This is a genomic window from Pseudomonas sp. TR47 (assembly GCF_044143025.1).
GTDB classification, from domain to species: Bacteria; Pseudomonadota; Gammaproteobacteria; order Pseudomonadales; family Pseudomonadaceae; genus Aquipseudomonas; species Aquipseudomonas putida_E.
This window is the reverse complement of the sequence record NZ_JBHFCS010000015.1, coordinates 1-14,837: the sequence shown is the minus strand read 5'-3', so window position 1 is coordinate 14,837 and position 14,837 is coordinate 1. Positions and strand designations below refer to the sequence as shown.

The window sequence follows — 14,837 nt, the reverse complement described above, 5'->3', positions numbered from 1 at the left end:
ATCAACCCTGCCCGGCACAGGCTATGGCTGCAGCCGGCGGTAAACCGCCCCGGCACTTGAGCACACGCCATTGTGCGGGCCGCGCGTCGATGGCGATGCGCACCGCGGCCGGTGATGGATTGTGCGCGGCCTGTTGCGGCCTGCAGGCAAAAGCCAGCGCCTGCCCGGTTTCTGCCGCCACCTGCAAGCGCCGCAGCGCACGGTCATCGGCACGCTCCGGCCAGCACAGCACGGCGGCGCAACTGCCAGAGCGCAGGCACTGCTCGGCAGCCCAGAGCGCGTCGGCCTGTTCGGCATCGACCTGGACCAGCCAGCGCAAGTCCACCCCGGCCGCTTGCCAGGCCGGTGCGTAGGGAATGAAAGGGGGCGCCACCAGCACCACTCGCCCGCTATCGGCGGTCAGCCGGGCCAACGAGGGCCACAGCAGTTGCAGTTCGCCACACCCGGGGCTGGCCAGCAGCAACTCGCTCAGCGCAGCCGCGGGCCAGCCACCCTCCGGCAGCCGTTGATCAAGCGCCGCATGGCCAGTGGGCTGCAACCCGGTCGGCCGTACCCGGGCCTGCCGGCCGCGCCAGACCTGGCGCTGGTCCAGCAACCGGTCAAGATCGACCACCGCGCCCATCAGTCGCGCCTCAACAGGCCGCAGAACACGCCTTCGATGAAGAATTCGCGCTCAGGCCCGACATCGATCGGCGCATAGGCAGGGTTGCGTGGCAGCAGCCGGTAGCCGCCCGCTTGGCGTTGCAGGCGTTTGATGGTGACCTCACCGTCGAGGCGGGCGACCACGATCTGGCCATCACGGGCCTCGCCTTGCTGGCGGATGCCCACCAGGTCACCGTCGAAGATACCGTCATCGACCATGGAGTCGCCGCGCACCTTGAGCAGGTAGTCCGGTGTGCGTCGGAACAGGCTGGGGTCAATCAGCAACTGCTCGTGAATGCCCAGGTCCGGGCCAATCGGCGCGCCTGCAGCCACTTGGCCCAGCACGGGCACTTCGAGAATTTCCGGGCGGCGCAAGGGTGCGGCCAGGCGGATGCCCCGTGCCTGGTTGGGCGTGACGTCGATGTAGCCGGCCTGACACAGGGCAGTGATGTGCTTGCGCGCAACGCTGCGTGATGCAAAGCCGAAGCGGATGGCGATGTCGGCAAGGCTCGGTGGCTGGCCATGATCGGTGATGCGTTCACGGATGAAGTCGAGGATTGCGCGGCGTTTGGGGGTGAGATTGTCCATGGAGCACATTTGTACTCTTTTCGTCGAAGGCTGAACAGCCCCCTTCGTCGCCAGGTTTCGTTATCATCCCCTGACATGAGTTTTCTACTGCCTGGATGCCTGATGCTGACTGCACTGCTGTTCGATCTCGACGGGACCCTTACCGACACCGACACCCTGCATTTGCAGGCCTTCCGTCAGTTGTTGCGCGACCATGACGGCCGTGCGCTGACCCAGGCCCAGTTCGATTCGCAGATCAGTGGCCGGGCCAATGGGCCATTGTTTGCCGAGCTGTTTCCAAACGCCGGCGCGCATGAATGCCTGGCGCTGGCTGATCGCAAGGAAGCACTGTTCCGCGAGCTGGCCCCTGCCCTTGAACCCATGCCGGGCTTGCTGCGCCTGCTGCACTATGCCCAGGCGAGCCGTATCGACATGTGCGTGGTGACCAATGCACCCCGGCTCAATGCCGAGCACATGCTCAATGCAATGGGCCTTGGCGCACACTTCGAGCATGTACTGGTGGCCGAAGAGCTGGAACGGCCCAAGCCTGACCCGCTGCCGTACCTGACCGGCTTGCAGCGCCTGGGGGCAACGGCCGAGCAAGCGCTGGCGTTCGAGGATTCGTTGCCGGGCGTGAACGCGGCGAGCGGTGCCGGGATCTTCACCGTGGGGGTGGCGACTACACAGACAGCAGAACGGCTGATGGCTGCGGGGGCCAGGCTGGTGGTGGATGATTTTGACGATCCACGGTTGTGGGAGGTCATTGAAGCGATGCAGTGTGGCGATTGAGCCTCATGGTGTGACTGGGGTGGCGCGGCGCACAACCATTCGTCGCAGCAACAGGGCCTGCTGTCGATCTCACCCCGCCCCGCTCGACCACACTTGAACCCCCGTGCGGAGTCATCCTCATGAACCCTCAAAAGCCCGACATCGTCTCGCGCAGCCAATGGCTGGCCGCCCGCCGTCAGCTATGGCTGCATGAAAAGGCCTTCACCCACCAGCGCGACGAACTGGCCGCCGCCCGCCGCGCCCTGCCCTGGGTCAAGCTGGAACAGCCCTACCGTTTTCAAGGCCCGGACGGCCAGCTGAGCCTCGCCGACCTGTTCGCCGGGCGCAGTCAATTGCTGGTCTACCACTTCATGTTCGCCGAAGGCTGGAGCGAAGGTTGCCCAGGCTGCTCGTTCCTCGCCGACCATTTCGACGGTGCCAACCTGCACCTGGCGCATCACGATGTTTCGCTGGTCGCCGTTTCGCGTGCACCCCACGCTGAGTTCCAGGCATTTCGCCAGCGCATGGGCTGGCGCTTTCCCTGGTACTCGTCAAACGGCAGCAGTTTCAATGAAGATTTCGGCGTCAGTGTCGCCACTGGAGGCAACAGCCAATACAACTACGAACCCTATACCGGCAACGAAAGCGAGCTGCCTGGGTTGAGCGCCTTCTACCGGGACCCGGGCGGCACAATCTTTCATACCTACTCCACCTATGCCCGCGGGCTCGACATCCTGGTCAATACCTACAATTTCCTCGACATCGCGCCATTGGGGCGCAACGAGGCTGGCACCATGGATTGGGTGCGGCATCATGATCGCTACGAAGGCCAGCCCGGCAAACCTCATTGCTGCCATGACTGAACACGCCACAGTGCCGCCTGTGCCATGGCTGAACAGCCCAGGCGGCACAATGGCTGCAGTTCGGCAGAATACGGCCATACTTGAGCCCGTCGCCCTTGCATTACAGGCCCCCCATGCTCAAGCGCTTGCCCATGTTCCACCTACGAACCCTGGTTGTCGGCATTGTCGTGCTGGCGTGCCTGGCAACCCTGTGCAACACCCTCGCTGTCGCCTACCGGGTGCAGCACCGCGCCTTGGTAGACCTTGAGCTGAAGGCCAACCAAGCCTATGCGAGCAAACTGGCATCGGATATCAACGAGTTCCTGCGCTCGGCACACAACCACCTGTCCTACACCGCCGGGCAACTGAACGGTGGCCTGGACGACATGACCATGCTGAAAAGGGAAGCCAAGCGCCTGCAGGTGCAGGACAAGGACTTCAACTCCATCGTCATCGTCAACGCCCAAGGTCAGGTGCTGGTGGCTTATCCGAACATTGAACAGGTCACCAGCCACCACCAGCACTCCAGTGAAATCCGCCAAGCCGTGCAAGCCCGTCAGCCGTGGGTCAGTTCCGCCTACACCTCGCGGGGGGGCGAACTGGTGATCTTCGTTTCGCAGCCGGTCTTTGCCGCAGATGGCCGTTACCTGGGCATTGTCGGCGGTTCGGTGTTCCTCAAGAAAGAAAGCGCACTGCATACGTTGATTGGCCTGCACTACCAACAGGACGGTACCTTCGCTTTCGTCGCCGACGCCAATCGACGCCTGCTGCACCACCCCGACCATGCGCGCATTGGCACCCAGGTCACCAGCAGCCCGACGATCAGCGCGGCCTTGCGTGGCGAGGCAGGCACCCTTGAAGTACCCAACTATATCGGCGTTCCCATGCTCGCAGGCTTTGCCCCGATGCCTGAAGCGCACTGGGCAGTGGTGGTCCAGACACCGCGGGATCTGGCCTTGGCACCACTGGGCGAAATGACCCGCAAAGTGCTGCTTTATATCCTGCCGGTCAGCATTATCGGCTTGCTGTTGATGCTATGGATGACCTACCGCCTGACCTTGCCGTTACGCCAACTGGCACACAGCGCCAGTCACCTGTCCGCCACCCAGACCGGCGAACAGCTGCGCCGTATCGACGCGTGGTACGTGGAGGTCGCTGCCATCCGCCGCGCCTTGTTGACAGGCGAGCAATTGCTGCAGGAAAAATTCGGCAAGCTGCGCCAGCAGGCTCAGAGTGATGCCCTCACCGGCCTTGCCAACCGGCGTGCCATGCAGCTGGCGCTGGATGCCTTGATGCAAAGCTCTAGAGCATTCGCCGTGCTGGCCCTGGACATCGACCACTTCAAACGGGTCAACGACACCTTTGGCCACGATGCTGGCGACGAGGTGCTCAAACACCTCGCCGAGCTGCTGCGTCACAATTCACGCCAGGATGACCTGCCCTGCCGGGTCGGTGGCGAGGAATTCACCATGCTGCTGCCGGACACTGGCCTGGCCGATGCCCGGCGCATTGCCGAACGGATACGCAGCGCAGTCGAACAGGCCGACTCACCCCATGTGGGCAAGCTTAGCGTGTCGATTGGCGTAGCCTGCCGCCGGCCCGATACACAACAGGCCGACAGCGTGCTCAAGCAAGCCGACGAGCAGCTGTACAAGGCCAAGCACAGCGGCCGCAACCGCGTCGAAGTGCTTGACCTCAGCCCCTCACCCCCAGCATTCCCCGCTCCACGATGAAGTCGATCACCGCCTGCAGGCCGTCGCCTTTCTTCAGGTTGCTGAAAGTCCAAGGGCGCTCCGGGCGCATACGCTGTGTATCGCGCTCCATCACCTCCAGCGAGGCGCCGACGTAGGGCGCAAGGTCGGTCTTGTTGATCACCAGGAAATCGGACTTGGTGATGCCGGGGCCGCCCTTGCGCGGGATCTTCTCGCCTTCGGCGACATCGATCACGTAGATGGTCAGGTCGGCCAGCTCCGGGCTGAAGGTAGCACTAAGGTTATCGCCACCGCTCTCCACGAAGATCACTTCAAGGTTGCCGAACTTTCTCGCCAGCGCCTCCACGGCAGCAAGGTTCATCGAGGCATCCTCGCGAATGGCGGTGTGCGGGCAGCCACCGGTTTCGACGCCAACGATGCGCTCGGGCTCCAGGGCGCCAGCCTCGGTGAGGATGCGCTGGTCTTCCTTGGTGTAGATGTCGTTGGTGACCACGGCGATCTGGTAGTGATCACGCATGGCTTTGCACAGGCATTCGAGCAGCGCGGTCTTGCCGGAGCCGACCGGGCCGCCGACGCCGACGCGCAGGGGTTGCTGATAGCTTTGCATTAAGGCAGTCCTCAGGAACGGAACAAACGGGTGTATTGGGTTTCGTGACGCGATGATGCAATGGCCAATAGCGGCAGGCCGCCACCGAGCTGGTCGTCGCCAAGCGCCAGGGCCTGGTCGATGACGCCGGGCAGTATCTCGCCCAGGTCGCGCAGCAGGGTCTGGGCCGCCTGCTGGCCGAAGGGCACCAGTTTGACCCCAGCCATGACCGCGCCCTCCAGCCAGGCGAAGGCATGCCCGAGGGCAAGCTGGCGCAACGGGATCGACCAGTGCACGGCCAGCCAGGCCATGCCGCCCAACTGGCTGAGCTCAAGGCTTGGGCGCCAGGCCGGGGCCTGGCCCAGCTGCCAGCCATCGAGCAAGCGTGCCAGGGCCGCGCCACGCTGCTGCTCTTCCAGGCGCAGCTCGGCGGTTTCGCGGTTGGCCAGCAGAAAGCGGCTCCAGCGCGCAAACGCGTCGGCATCATCGGCCTTGCACGCGTGGTACAGGCGCGCCAGCACCGGCCAGTCCAGGTAAGCGAGGGTGTCGTGCATCTGCTCGCGCTGCCAGGCACTGAAGCTTTTGATGTCACGCACCCAGCCCGCCTCGACGGCCCACTCAAGGCCCTGTGAGTAGGTAAAGCCACCCACCGGCAAGCCGGGGCTGGCCAGCTGCAACAAGCGCAGCAGTGCCAGATCGCTGTTCATCAACCGGCCAGCACAACTGCGGCGCCGGCAAGCATGCCGCCGCCAAAGGCTTTCTGCAGGGCGCTGTGGCGGCGCAGCAGGCAACCGACAGCGAAGCCCACTACCAGCAGCAAGCCGCTGACGGTGACGAAGCCGGCGCTGAACAGCCAGAAGGCGCTGGGTGTGGCTTCCACGCCGTGGGCCCAGCCATGGAACAGGGCAAACACCGGCATGGCCAGCGCCAGCAGCAACTGCCGGCTAGGCAGCAGTACGGCAACGCCAGCCACCAGCACCGACACGGCGATCATGGTTTCCATGCCCAGCACATCACCGAACAGGTGGCCGCATAGCGCACCAGCGAACATTGCTGCCAGGGTTGCCAGCGGCAAGGCCAGGTTGCGCCGGGTCAAGGCCGCCAGTACGCCGGTCCCCAACAGCATCAACAAGTGGTCAAGACCGGTCAGCGGATGCAGCAGGCCATCGTGCAGCGGGTTGCTGTCATGGCCCGGGTGGGCGAAGGCCGGCAGCGCAACCAGCAGCAGGGCAAGGGCAAGCGTTTTTTTCATTGTGGGCTCCAAGGGGCAGTTCAGGAGTGGGCTGGCAGGCGCACGAAGGGGTGATCATGCGCATGGCTGTGGCTGTGGCTATGCGGTGCGCTCTGGTAGGCACCGGCTTCCGGCTCGAACGGCGCCTGCTCGGCCTCGACCGTCAGGCCCAGGCCGCGCAGCATGTCGTCGAGCACGTGGTCGTGCTGGTAACGCAGCAGGCCGGGCTCGATCTGCAGGGGGACGTGGCGGTTGCCCAGATGGTACGCGGCACGCGCCAGCAGGTGCGGGTCGCTGCAACGCACGGTCGATACTGCCTCGGGCGCTGCGAGTACGCGCACCACCTGGCTGCCGGCGGCGTCGGCCAGCAGTTCGCCACCGCGCAGCAGGTGGCCGCGTTCGAGCATCAGGCCGGCCTCGCGGCCGTCGTCGAGGGTTACGCGCAGGCGGCTCTTGATACGGCTGTCGACGTCCAGGGTAACGGTGCCGGTGATAGTGTCGGATGCATCGATCCGGCGGTTCAGGACAATCATCTTCGCTCCTTCAGAACAGGAAATAACGCTGGGCCAGCGGCAGTTCGCTGGCCGGCTCGCAAACCAGCAGTTCGCCGTCGGCGCGCACCTGGTAGGTCTGCGAATCGACTTCGATCACCGGTTGCAATGTGTTGTGGACCATGTCGGCCTTGCGCACCCGGCGGCAGCCGTGGGCCACACCGATCAGGCTCTGCAAACCCAGTTCCTGGGCCAGGCCACGGTCCATGGCGGCCTGGGGCAGGAAGGTCATGCGCGTGGCATGGCGGGCCGCACCGAGCGCGCCGAACATGGGCCGGTAATGCACTGGCTGTGGCGTCGGGATCGAGCCATTGATGTCGCCCATGGGCGCTGTGACGATCATCCCGCCCTTGATGACAAGGGCCGGCTTGACCGCGAAGAAAGCCGGCGACCACAGCACCAGGTCAGCCAGTTTGCCCACCTCCACCGAACCCACCTCATGGGCGATGCCATGGGTGAGCGCAGGGTTGAGGGTGTATTTGGCGATGTAGCGCTTGACCCGGAAGTTGTCGCTGTAGCTGCTGTCCGGTGCCAGCGGGCCGCGGCGCACTTTCATCTGGTGCGCGACTTGCCAAGTGCGCAGCACCACCTCGCCGACGCGGCCCATGGCTTGGGAGTCGGACGAGGTCATGGCGAAGGCGCCCATGTCGTGCAGGATGTCCTCGGCGGCGATGGTTTCACGGCGGATGCGCGATTCGGCGAACGCCACGTCCTCGGCGATGCTCGGGTCCAGGTGGTGGCAGACCATCAGCATGTCGAGGTGCTCATCGACGGTGTTGACCGTGTAGGGCAGGGTCGGGTTGGTCGAGGACGGCAGCACGTTGGCCTGCCCCGCCGCGCGAATGATGTCGGGTGCATGGCCGCCACCGGCCCCTTCGGTGTGGAAGGTATGGATGGTGCGATCACCGATGGCGACCAGGGTGTCTTCAATGCAACCGGATTCGTTGAGGGTGTCGGTGTGAATCGCCACCTGGATGTCCATTTCTTCGGCGACGCTCAGGCAGCAGTCGATGGCTGCCGGGGTAGACCCCCAATCCTCGTGCAGCTTCAGGCCCACCGCGCCTGCAGCGATCTGCTCGCGCAGCGCTTCAGGGCGCGAGGCATTGCCCTTGCCCAGCAAGCCGATGTTGATCGGCAGGCTGTCGGCGGCCTGGAGCATGCGCGCCAGGTACCAGGGCCCCGGGGTGCAGGTGGTGGCGTTGGTACCGGTGGCCGGCCCGGTGCCGCCACCGATGAACGTGGTGACGCCACTGGTCAGCGCCTCTTCCACCTGCTGCGGGCAGATGAAGTGAATGTGCGAATCGATGCCCCCGGCGGTGACGATCTTGCCTTCGGCCGCGATCACTTCGGTGCCCGGGCCGACCGGCACGGTGACGCCCGGTTGCACGTCAGGGTTGCCGGCCTTGCCGATGGCAGCGATGCGCCCGTGCTTGACGCCGATATCGGCTTTCACGATGCCCCAGTGGTCGATGATCAGGGCGTTGGTCAGCACCAGGTCCATGGCCTGGGCTGCAAGCATCTGGCCCTGCCCCATGCCGTCGCGGATGACCTTGCCACCGCCGAACTTGACCTCTTCGCCGTAAACCGTGAAGTCCTTCTCGACCTCCACCCACAGGGCAGTGTCGGCCAGGCGCACGCGGTCGCCGACGGTAGGGCCGAACATGTCGGCATAGGCCCGACGCGAAATGCGGCTCATGCCTGACCCTCCAGTGCGCCCATCACTTTGCCCTGAAAGCCATACACCTCGCGCTTGCCGGCGTAGGCTACCAATTGCACGGTACGCGCCTGGCCCGGCTCGAAACGCACGGCAGTGCCGGCCGGGATGTCGAGGCGAAAGCCGCGGCTAGGCTCACGGTCGAACACCAGTGCCTCGTTGACCTCGTAAAAATGGTAATGCGAGCCCACCTGCACCGGCCGGTCGCCATGATTGGCCACTTTGACACTGACCGTTGCACGGCCGACGTTGAGTTCGATGTCGCCGGCGGCGACCTGGATTTCACCTGGGATCATGCTGGGCTCCTCGGCCAGGTCAGACGATGGGGTCATGTACGGTCACCAGCTTGGTGCCGTCAGGGAAGGTGGCTTCGACCTGCACGTCATGGAGCATCTCGGGAACACCGTCCATGACCTGATCGCGGCCGATCACTTCGCGGCCCAGGCTCATCAGCTCGGCTACCGTGCGGCCATCACGGGCGCCTTCGAGCACGGCGGCACTGATCAGCGCCACCGCCTCCGGGTAGTTGAGCTTCAGGCCACGGGCCAGGCGCCGTTCCGCCAACAGTGCGGCGGTGAACAGCAGCAGTTTGTCTTTCTCTCTCGGGGTCAGCTCCATGGCGCTCTCTCAGGTGGCCCAGATGCGCGGCGGGCACGCCGGCAGGCCGAGAACGGCCGGCCGCAGGACGTGCCAGAGGCGCTGCAGGGTGTGTTGCAGATGTTGGTTGTCGTGGTCCAGCAGGCGAATCACCAGCAGCGAACCCAGCAAGGTGGCGCCGGCGGGCGTTTTCAGTTCCTCGAGCAGAGGCCGCACCCTTTCCAGCACGGATGGGTCTGCCGGGGACGCACAGAAGGTAGCGAGCAACGGGTGGCCGCCGAGCTTGTCGAGCAGGCCACCGGTGATGCGCAGGCGTTCGCACAAGCCAGGGTCATCGGGCAACTCGATGCTCAGACGGCTGTCCAGCGCGCCCTGATCGAATCGCTCGCCCATCACCGGGCGGCCCAGGCACAGCGTTTCCCAGGCCAGCAGGCGGGCACCGGGCTCAAGGGTGAAGCGGCTGTCGAGGCTGGCGCGAGCACCGGAAAAGAAAATGCTGTCCTGGGGCAGCCACTCCAGGGTGCTGCCCGCTTGCAGATGGAAACGTTGGGTCAGCCACGCGGCTGGGCCGATACTTCGATAAAACTTGCTGGCGCCGGGCATGGTCAGCAATGCGTGGCTGCCAGGCTCTAGCTGAATATCCAGTTCCAGGCGGTCACCGGCAACGATGCCCCCTGGCGGGTGCAGCACATAGACGTGGCACGGCGCACCTTCCGGGTAGAACGGCCGCTGCACCAAAAGTGGGCCGAAATGGCGGCGCGCACCAAGACGAGTCACGCCACCACGCTCGACAAAGCGCAACTGCAGGTGGGCACTCCAGCCTGCATCCTGTTCAGATTTTTCGACGCGCTCGGCCAGCAACATCCTATAGCCCCTGATATCCACGGCCTGGTGGCCGTTAAAAGGATCACCGCCGCGCACTGACGTGCTGCAGGCTTGACCACTCGATCAAATTCGATTGGCTGGGATATAGCAGTTTGCGGGCCAACTACGCAGGTGAAGCCACATGAAATATATTGCGCGAGGCTCTGGCGTGGGGCATGCCGGGTCATGACGCACGACACGAGGGCACTCACCAGCCCTGTTTCGGTGCTCGAATCAGCCAAGGTATTGCGCCGCGAACAAGACAGTCCGCCGTGACAATCAGTAGACTGGCAATCCAGTCAAGTACCGCCCACGGCCAAGGAACCGCCATGCCTCTCGCCCCTGCCATCCCCATCCTGCGCATTTTCTCGGTCGAAAAGGCCAAGGAGTTCTACCTCGACTTCCTAGGCTTCACCCTGGACTGGGAGCACCGCTTCAGCCCGGACCTGCCTTTGTATGCGCAAATCCATCGCGACGGCCTGGTCCTGCACCTGAGCGAGCATCACGGCGACGCGTGCCCAGGCTCGACGGTGTTTGCCCGTACCGACGAACTGCTGGCGCTGGAACGTGAACTGCTCGACAAACAGTATGGTTACGCCCGCCCACAGGCCGAGCGCGTCGACTGGGGCCTGCAGATGCAGATACGCGACCCGTTCGGTAACCTGTTGCGTTTCTGCCAGCAGATCGATGACGAGGCCGCGCAATGAAAGCATTGGGCAAACGCGAGCTGGCGCGCCTTGAGCGGGAACTGGTGGCGTGCCTGACCGACGCCTGCGAAACGGCCAAGGCGCAAATCGTCGGGTTCAGCTGGCTGACACATCGCCTGGACCCTGATCAGTTCCCTGCCAGCTTGCGCGTTACGTGGGTCTTCGAGCGCGAGGTGGACAAGGCCGCAGCGCTGGCGGGTGATGCGAAGGCACGCATGCTCAAGCTGACGGCCCAGGCGCTGGACGAGGCAGGTATAAGGCTGGATCACCCGGCATGGCATGTGCGCTTTGACAGCGAAGAGGCGTGTGAGCGTAGCCACGGCGGGGATTGGAACAGGCGGCTTGGTGCCGGGCGGTAGCGCTGGAGGGAGGCACATGGCGCAGTGCTTGCCCTGATCGGTCTCAAGGGCACAGCGAACCCATCGCCAGCCCCGCCCCATCCAATTCGTGACTGGCCGTTCCCGATCCGCGGCGGATGTATTATCGTGGCGAGGTGCGCATATAACAGCAGCCTGAGCGATCGGGCACTTGCAAGACAATCGAGGGTGTCATGAGTAACGAAAGCATTAACTGGGACAAGCTGGGTTTCGACTACATCAAGACCGACAAGCGCTACCTGTCCGTGTGGCGCAATGGTGAGTGGGACAAAGGCACCCTGACCGAAGACAACGTGCTGCACATCAGTGAAGGCTCCACTGCCCTGCACTATGGCCAGCAATGCTTCGAAGGCCTGAAGGCCTACCGCTGCAAGGACGGCTCGATCAACCTGTTCCGCCCTGACCAGAACGCCGCCCGCATGCAGCGCAGCTGCGCCCGCCTGCTGATGCCGCACGTGCCGACCGATGTGTTCATCGAGGCCTGCAAGCAAGTGGTCAAGGCCAACGAGAAGTTCGTCCCGCCACACGGCAAGGGTGCCCTGTACCTGCGCCCGTTCGTGATCGGCACCGGCGACAATATCGGCGTGCGCACCGCCCCCGAGTTCATCTTCTCGGTATTCGCCATCCCGGTTGGCTCGTACTTCAAAGGCGGCATGAAACCGCACAACTTCCAGATTTCCAGCTTTGACCGCGCCGCCCCGCAAGGCACCGGCGCCGCCAAGGTCGGCGGCAACTATGCGGCAAGCCTGCAGCCAGGCGCTGAAGCCAAGAAGGCCAACTTTGCCGACGCCATCTACCTCGATCCGCTGACCCACACCAAGATCGAGGAAGTCGGTTCGGCCAACTTCTTCGGCATCACCGCCAACAACGAATTCATCACGCCGAAATCGGCCTCGGTACTGCCAGGCATCACCCGCCTGTCGCTGATGGAACTGGCGTCCTCGCGCCTGGGCCTGAAGGTGATCGAAGGCGATGTCGAAATCAACAAGCTCGACCGCTTCATCGAAGCCGGTGCATGCGGTACCGCCGCAGTGATCACCCCGATCGGTGGCATCGAGTACAACGGCAAGCTGCACGTGTTCCACGACCTGGAAAAGGTCGGCCCGGTCACCCAGAAGCTCTACAACGAGCTGACCGGTATTCAGAGCGGCGACGTCGAAGCGCCGGCGGGCTGGATCGTCAAGGTCGCCTGAGCCATCGCGCCACGCTGAACCACGGGGCATGCCAGACGCTGGCATGCCCCTTTTTTTGACTGAGCGTTCCGGCCCCATCGCCGGCAAGCCGGCCCACAGGGATTGCGTCATCTTTAGACGTTGAGCAAGACAGTTTGCCCCGCAGCAAACGAACTGCAGCCAGATGAATTTTTCTTAAATTCCCGGCAGTCTATTCTTTGGCACAATCAAGCCTCCACTAGACGCCCAGGAACCAGCATGCCACGCGTACTGACCATCGAAGACGACGCCGTCACCGGCCAGGAAATCGTCGCCGAACTCACCAGCCACGGTCTGGAAGTGGATTGGGCTGACAATGGCCGTGAAGGCCTGGCCAAGGCCATCGGCGGCGGCTACGACCTGATCACCCTGGACCGCATGCTGCCAGAGGTCGATGGCCTGACCATCGTCACCACCCTGCGCAACCTGAAAATCGCAACGCCCATCCTGATGATCAGCGCCCTGTCCGACGTCGATGAGCGTGTGCGAGGCCTGCGTGCCGGTGGCGACGACTACCTGACCAAGCCATTCGCCTCCGACGAGATGGCCGCACGGGTGGAAGTGCTGTTGCGGCGCAACAGCGTGCCGATGACCCAGACCCGGCTGCAGGTCGCCGACCTGCAACTGGACCTGATCAGCCATGAGGCCCGCCGCGGCGAACAGACGCTCAACCTGCTGCCCACCGAGTACAAACTGCTGGAGTACCTGATGCGCCATAGCGGCCAGGTGATCACGCGGATGATGATCTTCGAGGAAGTCTGGGGCTACCACTTCGACCCTGGCACCAACCTGATCGATGTGCATATCGGCCGGCTGCGCAAGAAGATCGATGCCCCCGGGCAGTCGCCGCTGATCCGTACCGTACGGGGCTCCGGCTATGCCATTGCTGAACCCGTCTAAGGGCTGGAGTTCCTCGACCAGCCGCCTGCTGGCGCTGTACAGCTTCCTCTTCGTGGCCTGGAGCAGCATCCTCATGGGGGTGCTGTACTTCGAGGTTTCCAGCTACCTGAACAAGCTGACCCGCCACTCCATGCTGCAGCGCCAACACCTGTTCGCGCACATGAGCGGCAAGCAGTTGGACGACGCGCTGATCGCCAGCCAGGCGTTCGAGGAGCGCGCCTTCGATGCCTACGGCCTGTTCGACGCCCAGCTCAACCCGATCGGCGGGCGTATCCGTGCAATTCCGCCGGAACTCGGGCTGGACGGCAAGGTGCATGAACTCGAGCGGTGCCTGGACGCCGATGACCCGCACATGCCGCGTGACAGCTGCGACGCGGTGGCAATCAAGGTTCAGGACGGCCGCTGGCTGGTACTGCTGCGCGACAACGGCTCGTTGTTCGTGGTGACACGCATCATCCTGCATGCCTTGCTATGGGGCATCTCGCTGACCCTGATCCCAGGCTTCGCCGGCTGGTACCTGCTGCGCCGCAGGCCTTTGAAACGCATTCGGGCCATTCAGGCGCAAGCAGAGCTGATCGTCGCCGGCGACCTCACCCACCGCCTGCCGCTGTCGGCCCGGCGCGACGAGCTGGACATGCTGGCCGCCATCGTCAACGCCATGCTTGACCGGATAGAACGGCTGATGCATGAGGTCAAGGGCGTGTGCGACAACATTGCCCACGACCTGCGCACACCACTCACCCGCCTGCGTGCACAGCTGTACCGCATCCGCCAGCAGACCGGGCTGGATTCGGCACAAGCCGAGGCACTGGACCAGGCCATCGGCGAAACCGATACCCTGATGGCACGTTTTCGCGGCCTGTTGCGCATCAGTGAACTGGAGGATCGCCAGCGCCGCGCCGGCTTCGTTCAGCTGGACCCGCGTGAGCTTCTGGTGGAGTTGCACGATTTCTACCTGCCCCTGGCCGAAGATGGCGGTATCCGCCTGCATCTGCAACAGCCTGAGCACTTGCCGGCGCTGCATGGGGACCGTGAATTGCTGTTCGAAGCGCTGGCCAACCTGGTGGGCAATGCCATCAAGTTCACGCCAGAAGGTGGCCAGGTGGCCATTACGGCTACGCAGGACGAAGCAGGCGTGCATATCGCTATCGAGGACAGTGGGCCTGGGATTGCGGAAGAAGAGCGCACTGCCGTGCTGAAGCGCTTTTATCGCAGCGAGGAAGGCCACCGCCACCCGGGGTTCGGGCTGGGTTTGTCGATCGTTGCGGCGATCGTCGACCTGCATGGGTTTGGGCTGGAGGTGGGTGACAGTGAGCTGGGTGGGGCTAAGCTGGTGTTGCATTGCGCGTTGGCGGGGTTGCCCAGGTAAAAGCGGGGGCTGCTATGCAGCCCATCGCCGGCAAGCCGGCTCCCACCACGACAGCACAACCTTCAAGCCCTGCGTAATACCTGTCGCCGGCTTGCCGGCTCTCACCACGACCGCGCAACCTTCAAGCCCTGTGCAATACCTGTCGCCGGCTTGCCGGCTCTCACGACCGCGCAACCTTCAAGCAAGCCCTGCGCAATAC

The 14,837-nt window shown here is 64.0% G+C and carries 18 protein-coding genes; 8 read left to right on the top strand and 10 right to left on the bottom strand.

The window, feature by feature from the left end; translation table 11 throughout:
- Position 1: 1 nt before the first annotated feature.
- Both imuA and lexA read right to left on the bottom strand, forming a co-directional pair.
- Positions 2 to 622: a translesion DNA synthesis-associated protein ImuA gene (gene imuA, locus ACEWE8_RS16390; protein WP_046787694.1), complete on the bottom strand. Its 621-nt coding sequence runs from the start codon at positions 620 to 622 to the stop codon at positions 2 to 4.
- Positions 622 to 1,239: a transcriptional repressor LexA gene (gene lexA / locus ACEWE8_RS16385; protein ID WP_046787695.1), complete on the bottom strand. Its 618-nt coding sequence runs from the start codon at positions 1,237 to 1,239 to the stop codon at positions 622 to 624. Before lexA ends, imuA begins: the two co-directional genes overlap by 1 nt.
- A gap of 93 nt (positions 1,240 to 1,332) precedes the next feature.
- On the opposite strand from lexA, the gene ACEWE8_RS16380 reads away from it, so the two are divergent.
- The 3 genes from ACEWE8_RS16380 to ACEWE8_RS16370 all read left to right on the top strand — a co-directional run bounded on the left by ACEWE8_RS16380 (position 1,333) and on the right by ACEWE8_RS16370 (position 4,552).
- Positions 1,333 to 1,998: an HAD family phosphatase gene (locus ACEWE8_RS16380; RefSeq protein WP_046787696.1), complete on the top strand. Its 666-nt coding sequence runs from the start codon at positions 1,333 to 1,335 to the stop codon at positions 1,996 to 1,998.
- Between the two features lie 119 nt (positions 1,999 to 2,117).
- Positions 2,118 to 2,840, top strand: coding sequence for a thioredoxin family protein (locus tag ACEWE8_RS16375; RefSeq protein WP_046787697.1), 723 nt, complete (start codon positions 2,118 to 2,120; stop codon positions 2,838 to 2,840).
- Positions 2,841 to 2,971: 131 nt separating this feature from the next.
- On the top strand, positions 2,972 to 4,552 hold the full coding sequence (locus ACEWE8_RS16370) for a sensor domain-containing diguanylate cyclase (RefSeq protein WP_223255161.1): 1,581 nt from the start codon (positions 2,972 to 2,974) through the stop codon (positions 4,550 to 4,552).
- Here the strand turns inward: ACEWE8_RS16370 and ureG are convergent.
- From ureG to ACEWE8_RS16330, 8 genes are read right to left on the bottom strand one after another with little or no spacing between them, the layout of a single operon-like run.
- Positions 4,515 to 5,138 carry an urease accessory protein UreG gene (gene ureG / locus ACEWE8_RS16365; protein ID WP_012314281.1) on the bottom strand — a complete coding sequence of 208 codons (624 nt, stop codon included), beginning with the start codon at positions 5,136 to 5,138 and terminating at the stop codon, positions 4,515 to 4,517. The two genes, ACEWE8_RS16370 and ureG, sit on opposite strands and share 38 nt — an antisense overlap.
- Positions 5,139 to 5,149: 11 nt before the next feature.
- Complete coding sequence (locus ACEWE8_RS16360) at positions 5,150 to 5,824, bottom strand: urease accessory protein UreF (RefSeq protein WP_046787699.1); 675 nt, start codon at positions 5,822 to 5,824, stop codon at positions 5,150 to 5,152.
- Positions 5,824 to 6,369 carry a HupE/UreJ family protein gene (locus ACEWE8_RS16355; RefSeq protein WP_046787700.1) on the bottom strand — a complete coding sequence of 182 codons (546 nt, stop codon included), beginning with the start codon at positions 6,367 to 6,369 and terminating at the stop codon, positions 5,824 to 5,826. The genes ACEWE8_RS16360 and ACEWE8_RS16355 overlap by 1 nt, the downstream gene beginning before the upstream one ends.
- Positions 6,370 to 6,389: 20 nt before the next feature.
- A complete protein-coding gene (gene ureE / locus ACEWE8_RS16350; RefSeq protein WP_039602760.1) occupies positions 6,390 to 6,881 on the bottom strand; it encodes an urease accessory protein UreE in 492 nt (163 codons plus the stop codon).
- A gap of 10 nt (positions 6,882 to 6,891) precedes the next feature.
- Positions 6,892 to 8,595, bottom strand: coding sequence for an urease subunit alpha (gene ureC, locus ACEWE8_RS16345; RefSeq protein ID WP_046787701.1), 1,704 nt, complete (start codon positions 8,593 to 8,595; stop codon positions 6,892 to 6,894).
- Positions 8,592 to 8,909 carry an urease subunit beta gene (locus ACEWE8_RS16340; RefSeq protein ID WP_039602758.1) on the bottom strand — a complete coding sequence of 106 codons (318 nt, stop codon included), beginning with the start codon at positions 8,907 to 8,909 and terminating at the stop codon, positions 8,592 to 8,594. Before ACEWE8_RS16340 ends, ureC begins: the two co-directional genes overlap by 4 nt.
- A gap of 19 nt (positions 8,910 to 8,928) precedes the next feature.
- Positions 8,929 to 9,231, bottom strand: a complete 303-nt coding sequence (locus tag ACEWE8_RS16335; RefSeq protein ID WP_046787702.1) for an urease subunit gamma — start codon at positions 9,229 to 9,231, stop codon at positions 8,929 to 8,931.
- Between the two features lie 9 nt (positions 9,232 to 9,240).
- The gene (locus ACEWE8_RS16330; RefSeq protein ID WP_046787703.1) at positions 9,241 to 10,074 is read right to left on the bottom strand and encodes an urease accessory protein UreD; all 834 of its coding nucleotides are present in this window, start codon (positions 10,072 to 10,074) and stop codon (positions 9,241 to 9,243) included.
- A gap of 329 nt (positions 10,075 to 10,403) precedes the next feature.
- Between ACEWE8_RS16330 and ACEWE8_RS16325 the strand changes: the two genes are divergently transcribed.
- From ACEWE8_RS16325 to ACEWE8_RS16305, 5 genes are all read left to right on the top strand, one after another.
- The gene (locus tag ACEWE8_RS16325) at positions 10,404 to 10,781 is read left to right on the top strand and encodes a glyoxalase superfamily protein (protein WP_046787704.1); all 378 of its coding nucleotides are present in this window, start codon (positions 10,404 to 10,406) and stop codon (positions 10,779 to 10,781) included.
- Positions 10,778 to 11,140, top strand: a complete 363-nt coding sequence (locus ACEWE8_RS16320; protein ID WP_046787705.1) for a hypothetical protein — start codon at positions 10,778 to 10,780, stop codon at positions 11,138 to 11,140. Before ACEWE8_RS16325 ends, ACEWE8_RS16320 begins: the two co-directional genes overlap by 4 nt.
- A gap of 191 nt (positions 11,141 to 11,331) precedes the next feature.
- Positions 11,332 to 12,351, top strand: coding sequence for a branched-chain amino acid aminotransferase (locus ACEWE8_RS16315; protein WP_046787706.1), 1,020 nt, complete (start codon positions 11,332 to 11,334; stop codon positions 12,349 to 12,351).
- A 237-nt stretch (positions 12,352 to 12,588) separates the two neighbouring features.
- Complete coding sequence (locus ACEWE8_RS16310) at positions 12,589 to 13,269, top strand: response regulator transcription factor (protein WP_046787707.1); 681 nt, start codon at positions 12,589 to 12,591, stop codon at positions 13,267 to 13,269.
- Complete coding sequence (locus ACEWE8_RS16305; protein ID WP_161871477.1) at positions 13,247 to 14,638, top strand: HAMP domain-containing sensor histidine kinase; 1,392 nt, start codon at positions 13,247 to 13,249, stop codon at positions 14,636 to 14,638. The genes ACEWE8_RS16310 and ACEWE8_RS16305 overlap by 23 nt, the downstream gene beginning before the upstream one ends.
- Positions 14,639 to 14,837 lie beyond the last annotated feature (199 nt).

Coding starts and splice junctions, on each gene's coding strand:
- ACEWE8_RS16375 (WP_046787697.1), top strand. CDS start 2,118: ATGAACCCTCAAAAGCCCGACATCGTCTCGCGCAGCCAATGGCTGGCC.
- ACEWE8_RS16355 (WP_046787700.1), bottom strand. CDS start 6,369: ATGAAAAAAACGCTTGCCCTTGCCCTGCTGCTGGTTGCGCTGCCGGCC.
- ACEWE8_RS16340 (WP_039602758.1), bottom strand. CDS start 8,909: ATGATCCCAGGTGAAATCCAGGTCGCCGCCGGCGACATCGAACTCAAC.
- ACEWE8_RS16315 (WP_046787706.1), top strand. CDS start 11,332: ATGAGTAACGAAAGCATTAACTGGGACAAGCTGGGTTTCGACTACATC.
- ACEWE8_RS16330 (WP_046787703.1), bottom strand. CDS start 10,074: ATGTTGCTGGCCGAGCGCGTCGAAAAATCTGAACAGGATGCAGGCTGG.
- lexA (WP_046787695.1), bottom strand. CDS start 1,239: ATGTGCTCCATGGACAATCTCACCCCCAAACGCCGCGCAATCCTCGAC.
- imuA (WP_046787694.1), bottom strand. CDS start 622: ATGGGCGCGGTGGTCGATCTTGACCGGTTGCTGGACCAGCGCCAGGTC.
- ureE (WP_039602760.1), bottom strand. CDS start 6,881: ATGATTGTCCTGAACCGCCGGATCGATGCATCCGACACTATCACCGGC.
- ACEWE8_RS16380 (WP_046787696.1), top strand. CDS start 1,333: ATGCTGACTGCACTGCTGTTCGATCTCGACGGGACCCTTACCGACACC.
- ureC (WP_046787701.1), bottom strand. CDS start 8,595: ATGAGCCGCATTTCGCGTCGGGCCTATGCCGACATGTTCGGCCCTACC.
- ACEWE8_RS16320 (WP_046787705.1), top strand. CDS start 10,778: ATGAAAGCATTGGGCAAACGCGAGCTGGCGCGCCTTGAGCGGGAACTG.
- ACEWE8_RS16360 (WP_046787699.1), bottom strand. CDS start 5,824: ATGAACAGCGATCTGGCACTGCTGCGCTTGTTGCAGCTGGCCAGCCCC.
- ACEWE8_RS16370 (WP_223255161.1), top strand. CDS start 2,972: ATGTTCCACCTACGAACCCTGGTTGTCGGCATTGTCGTGCTGGCGTGC.
- ACEWE8_RS16310 (WP_046787707.1), top strand. CDS start 12,589: ATGCCACGCGTACTGACCATCGAAGACGACGCCGTCACCGGCCAGGAA.
- ACEWE8_RS16335 (WP_046787702.1), bottom strand. CDS start 9,231: ATGGAGCTGACCCCGAGAGAGAAAGACAAACTGCTGCTGTTCACCGCC.
- ureG (WP_012314281.1), bottom strand. CDS start 5,138: ATGCAAAGCTATCAGCAACCCCTGCGCGTCGGCGTCGGCGGCCCGGTC.
- ACEWE8_RS16305 (WP_161871477.1), top strand. CDS start 13,247: ATGCCATTGCTGAACCCGTCTAAGGGCTGGAGTTCCTCGACCAGCCGC.
- ACEWE8_RS16325 (WP_046787704.1), top strand. CDS start 10,404: ATGCCTCTCGCCCCTGCCATCCCCATCCTGCGCATTTTCTCGGTCGAA.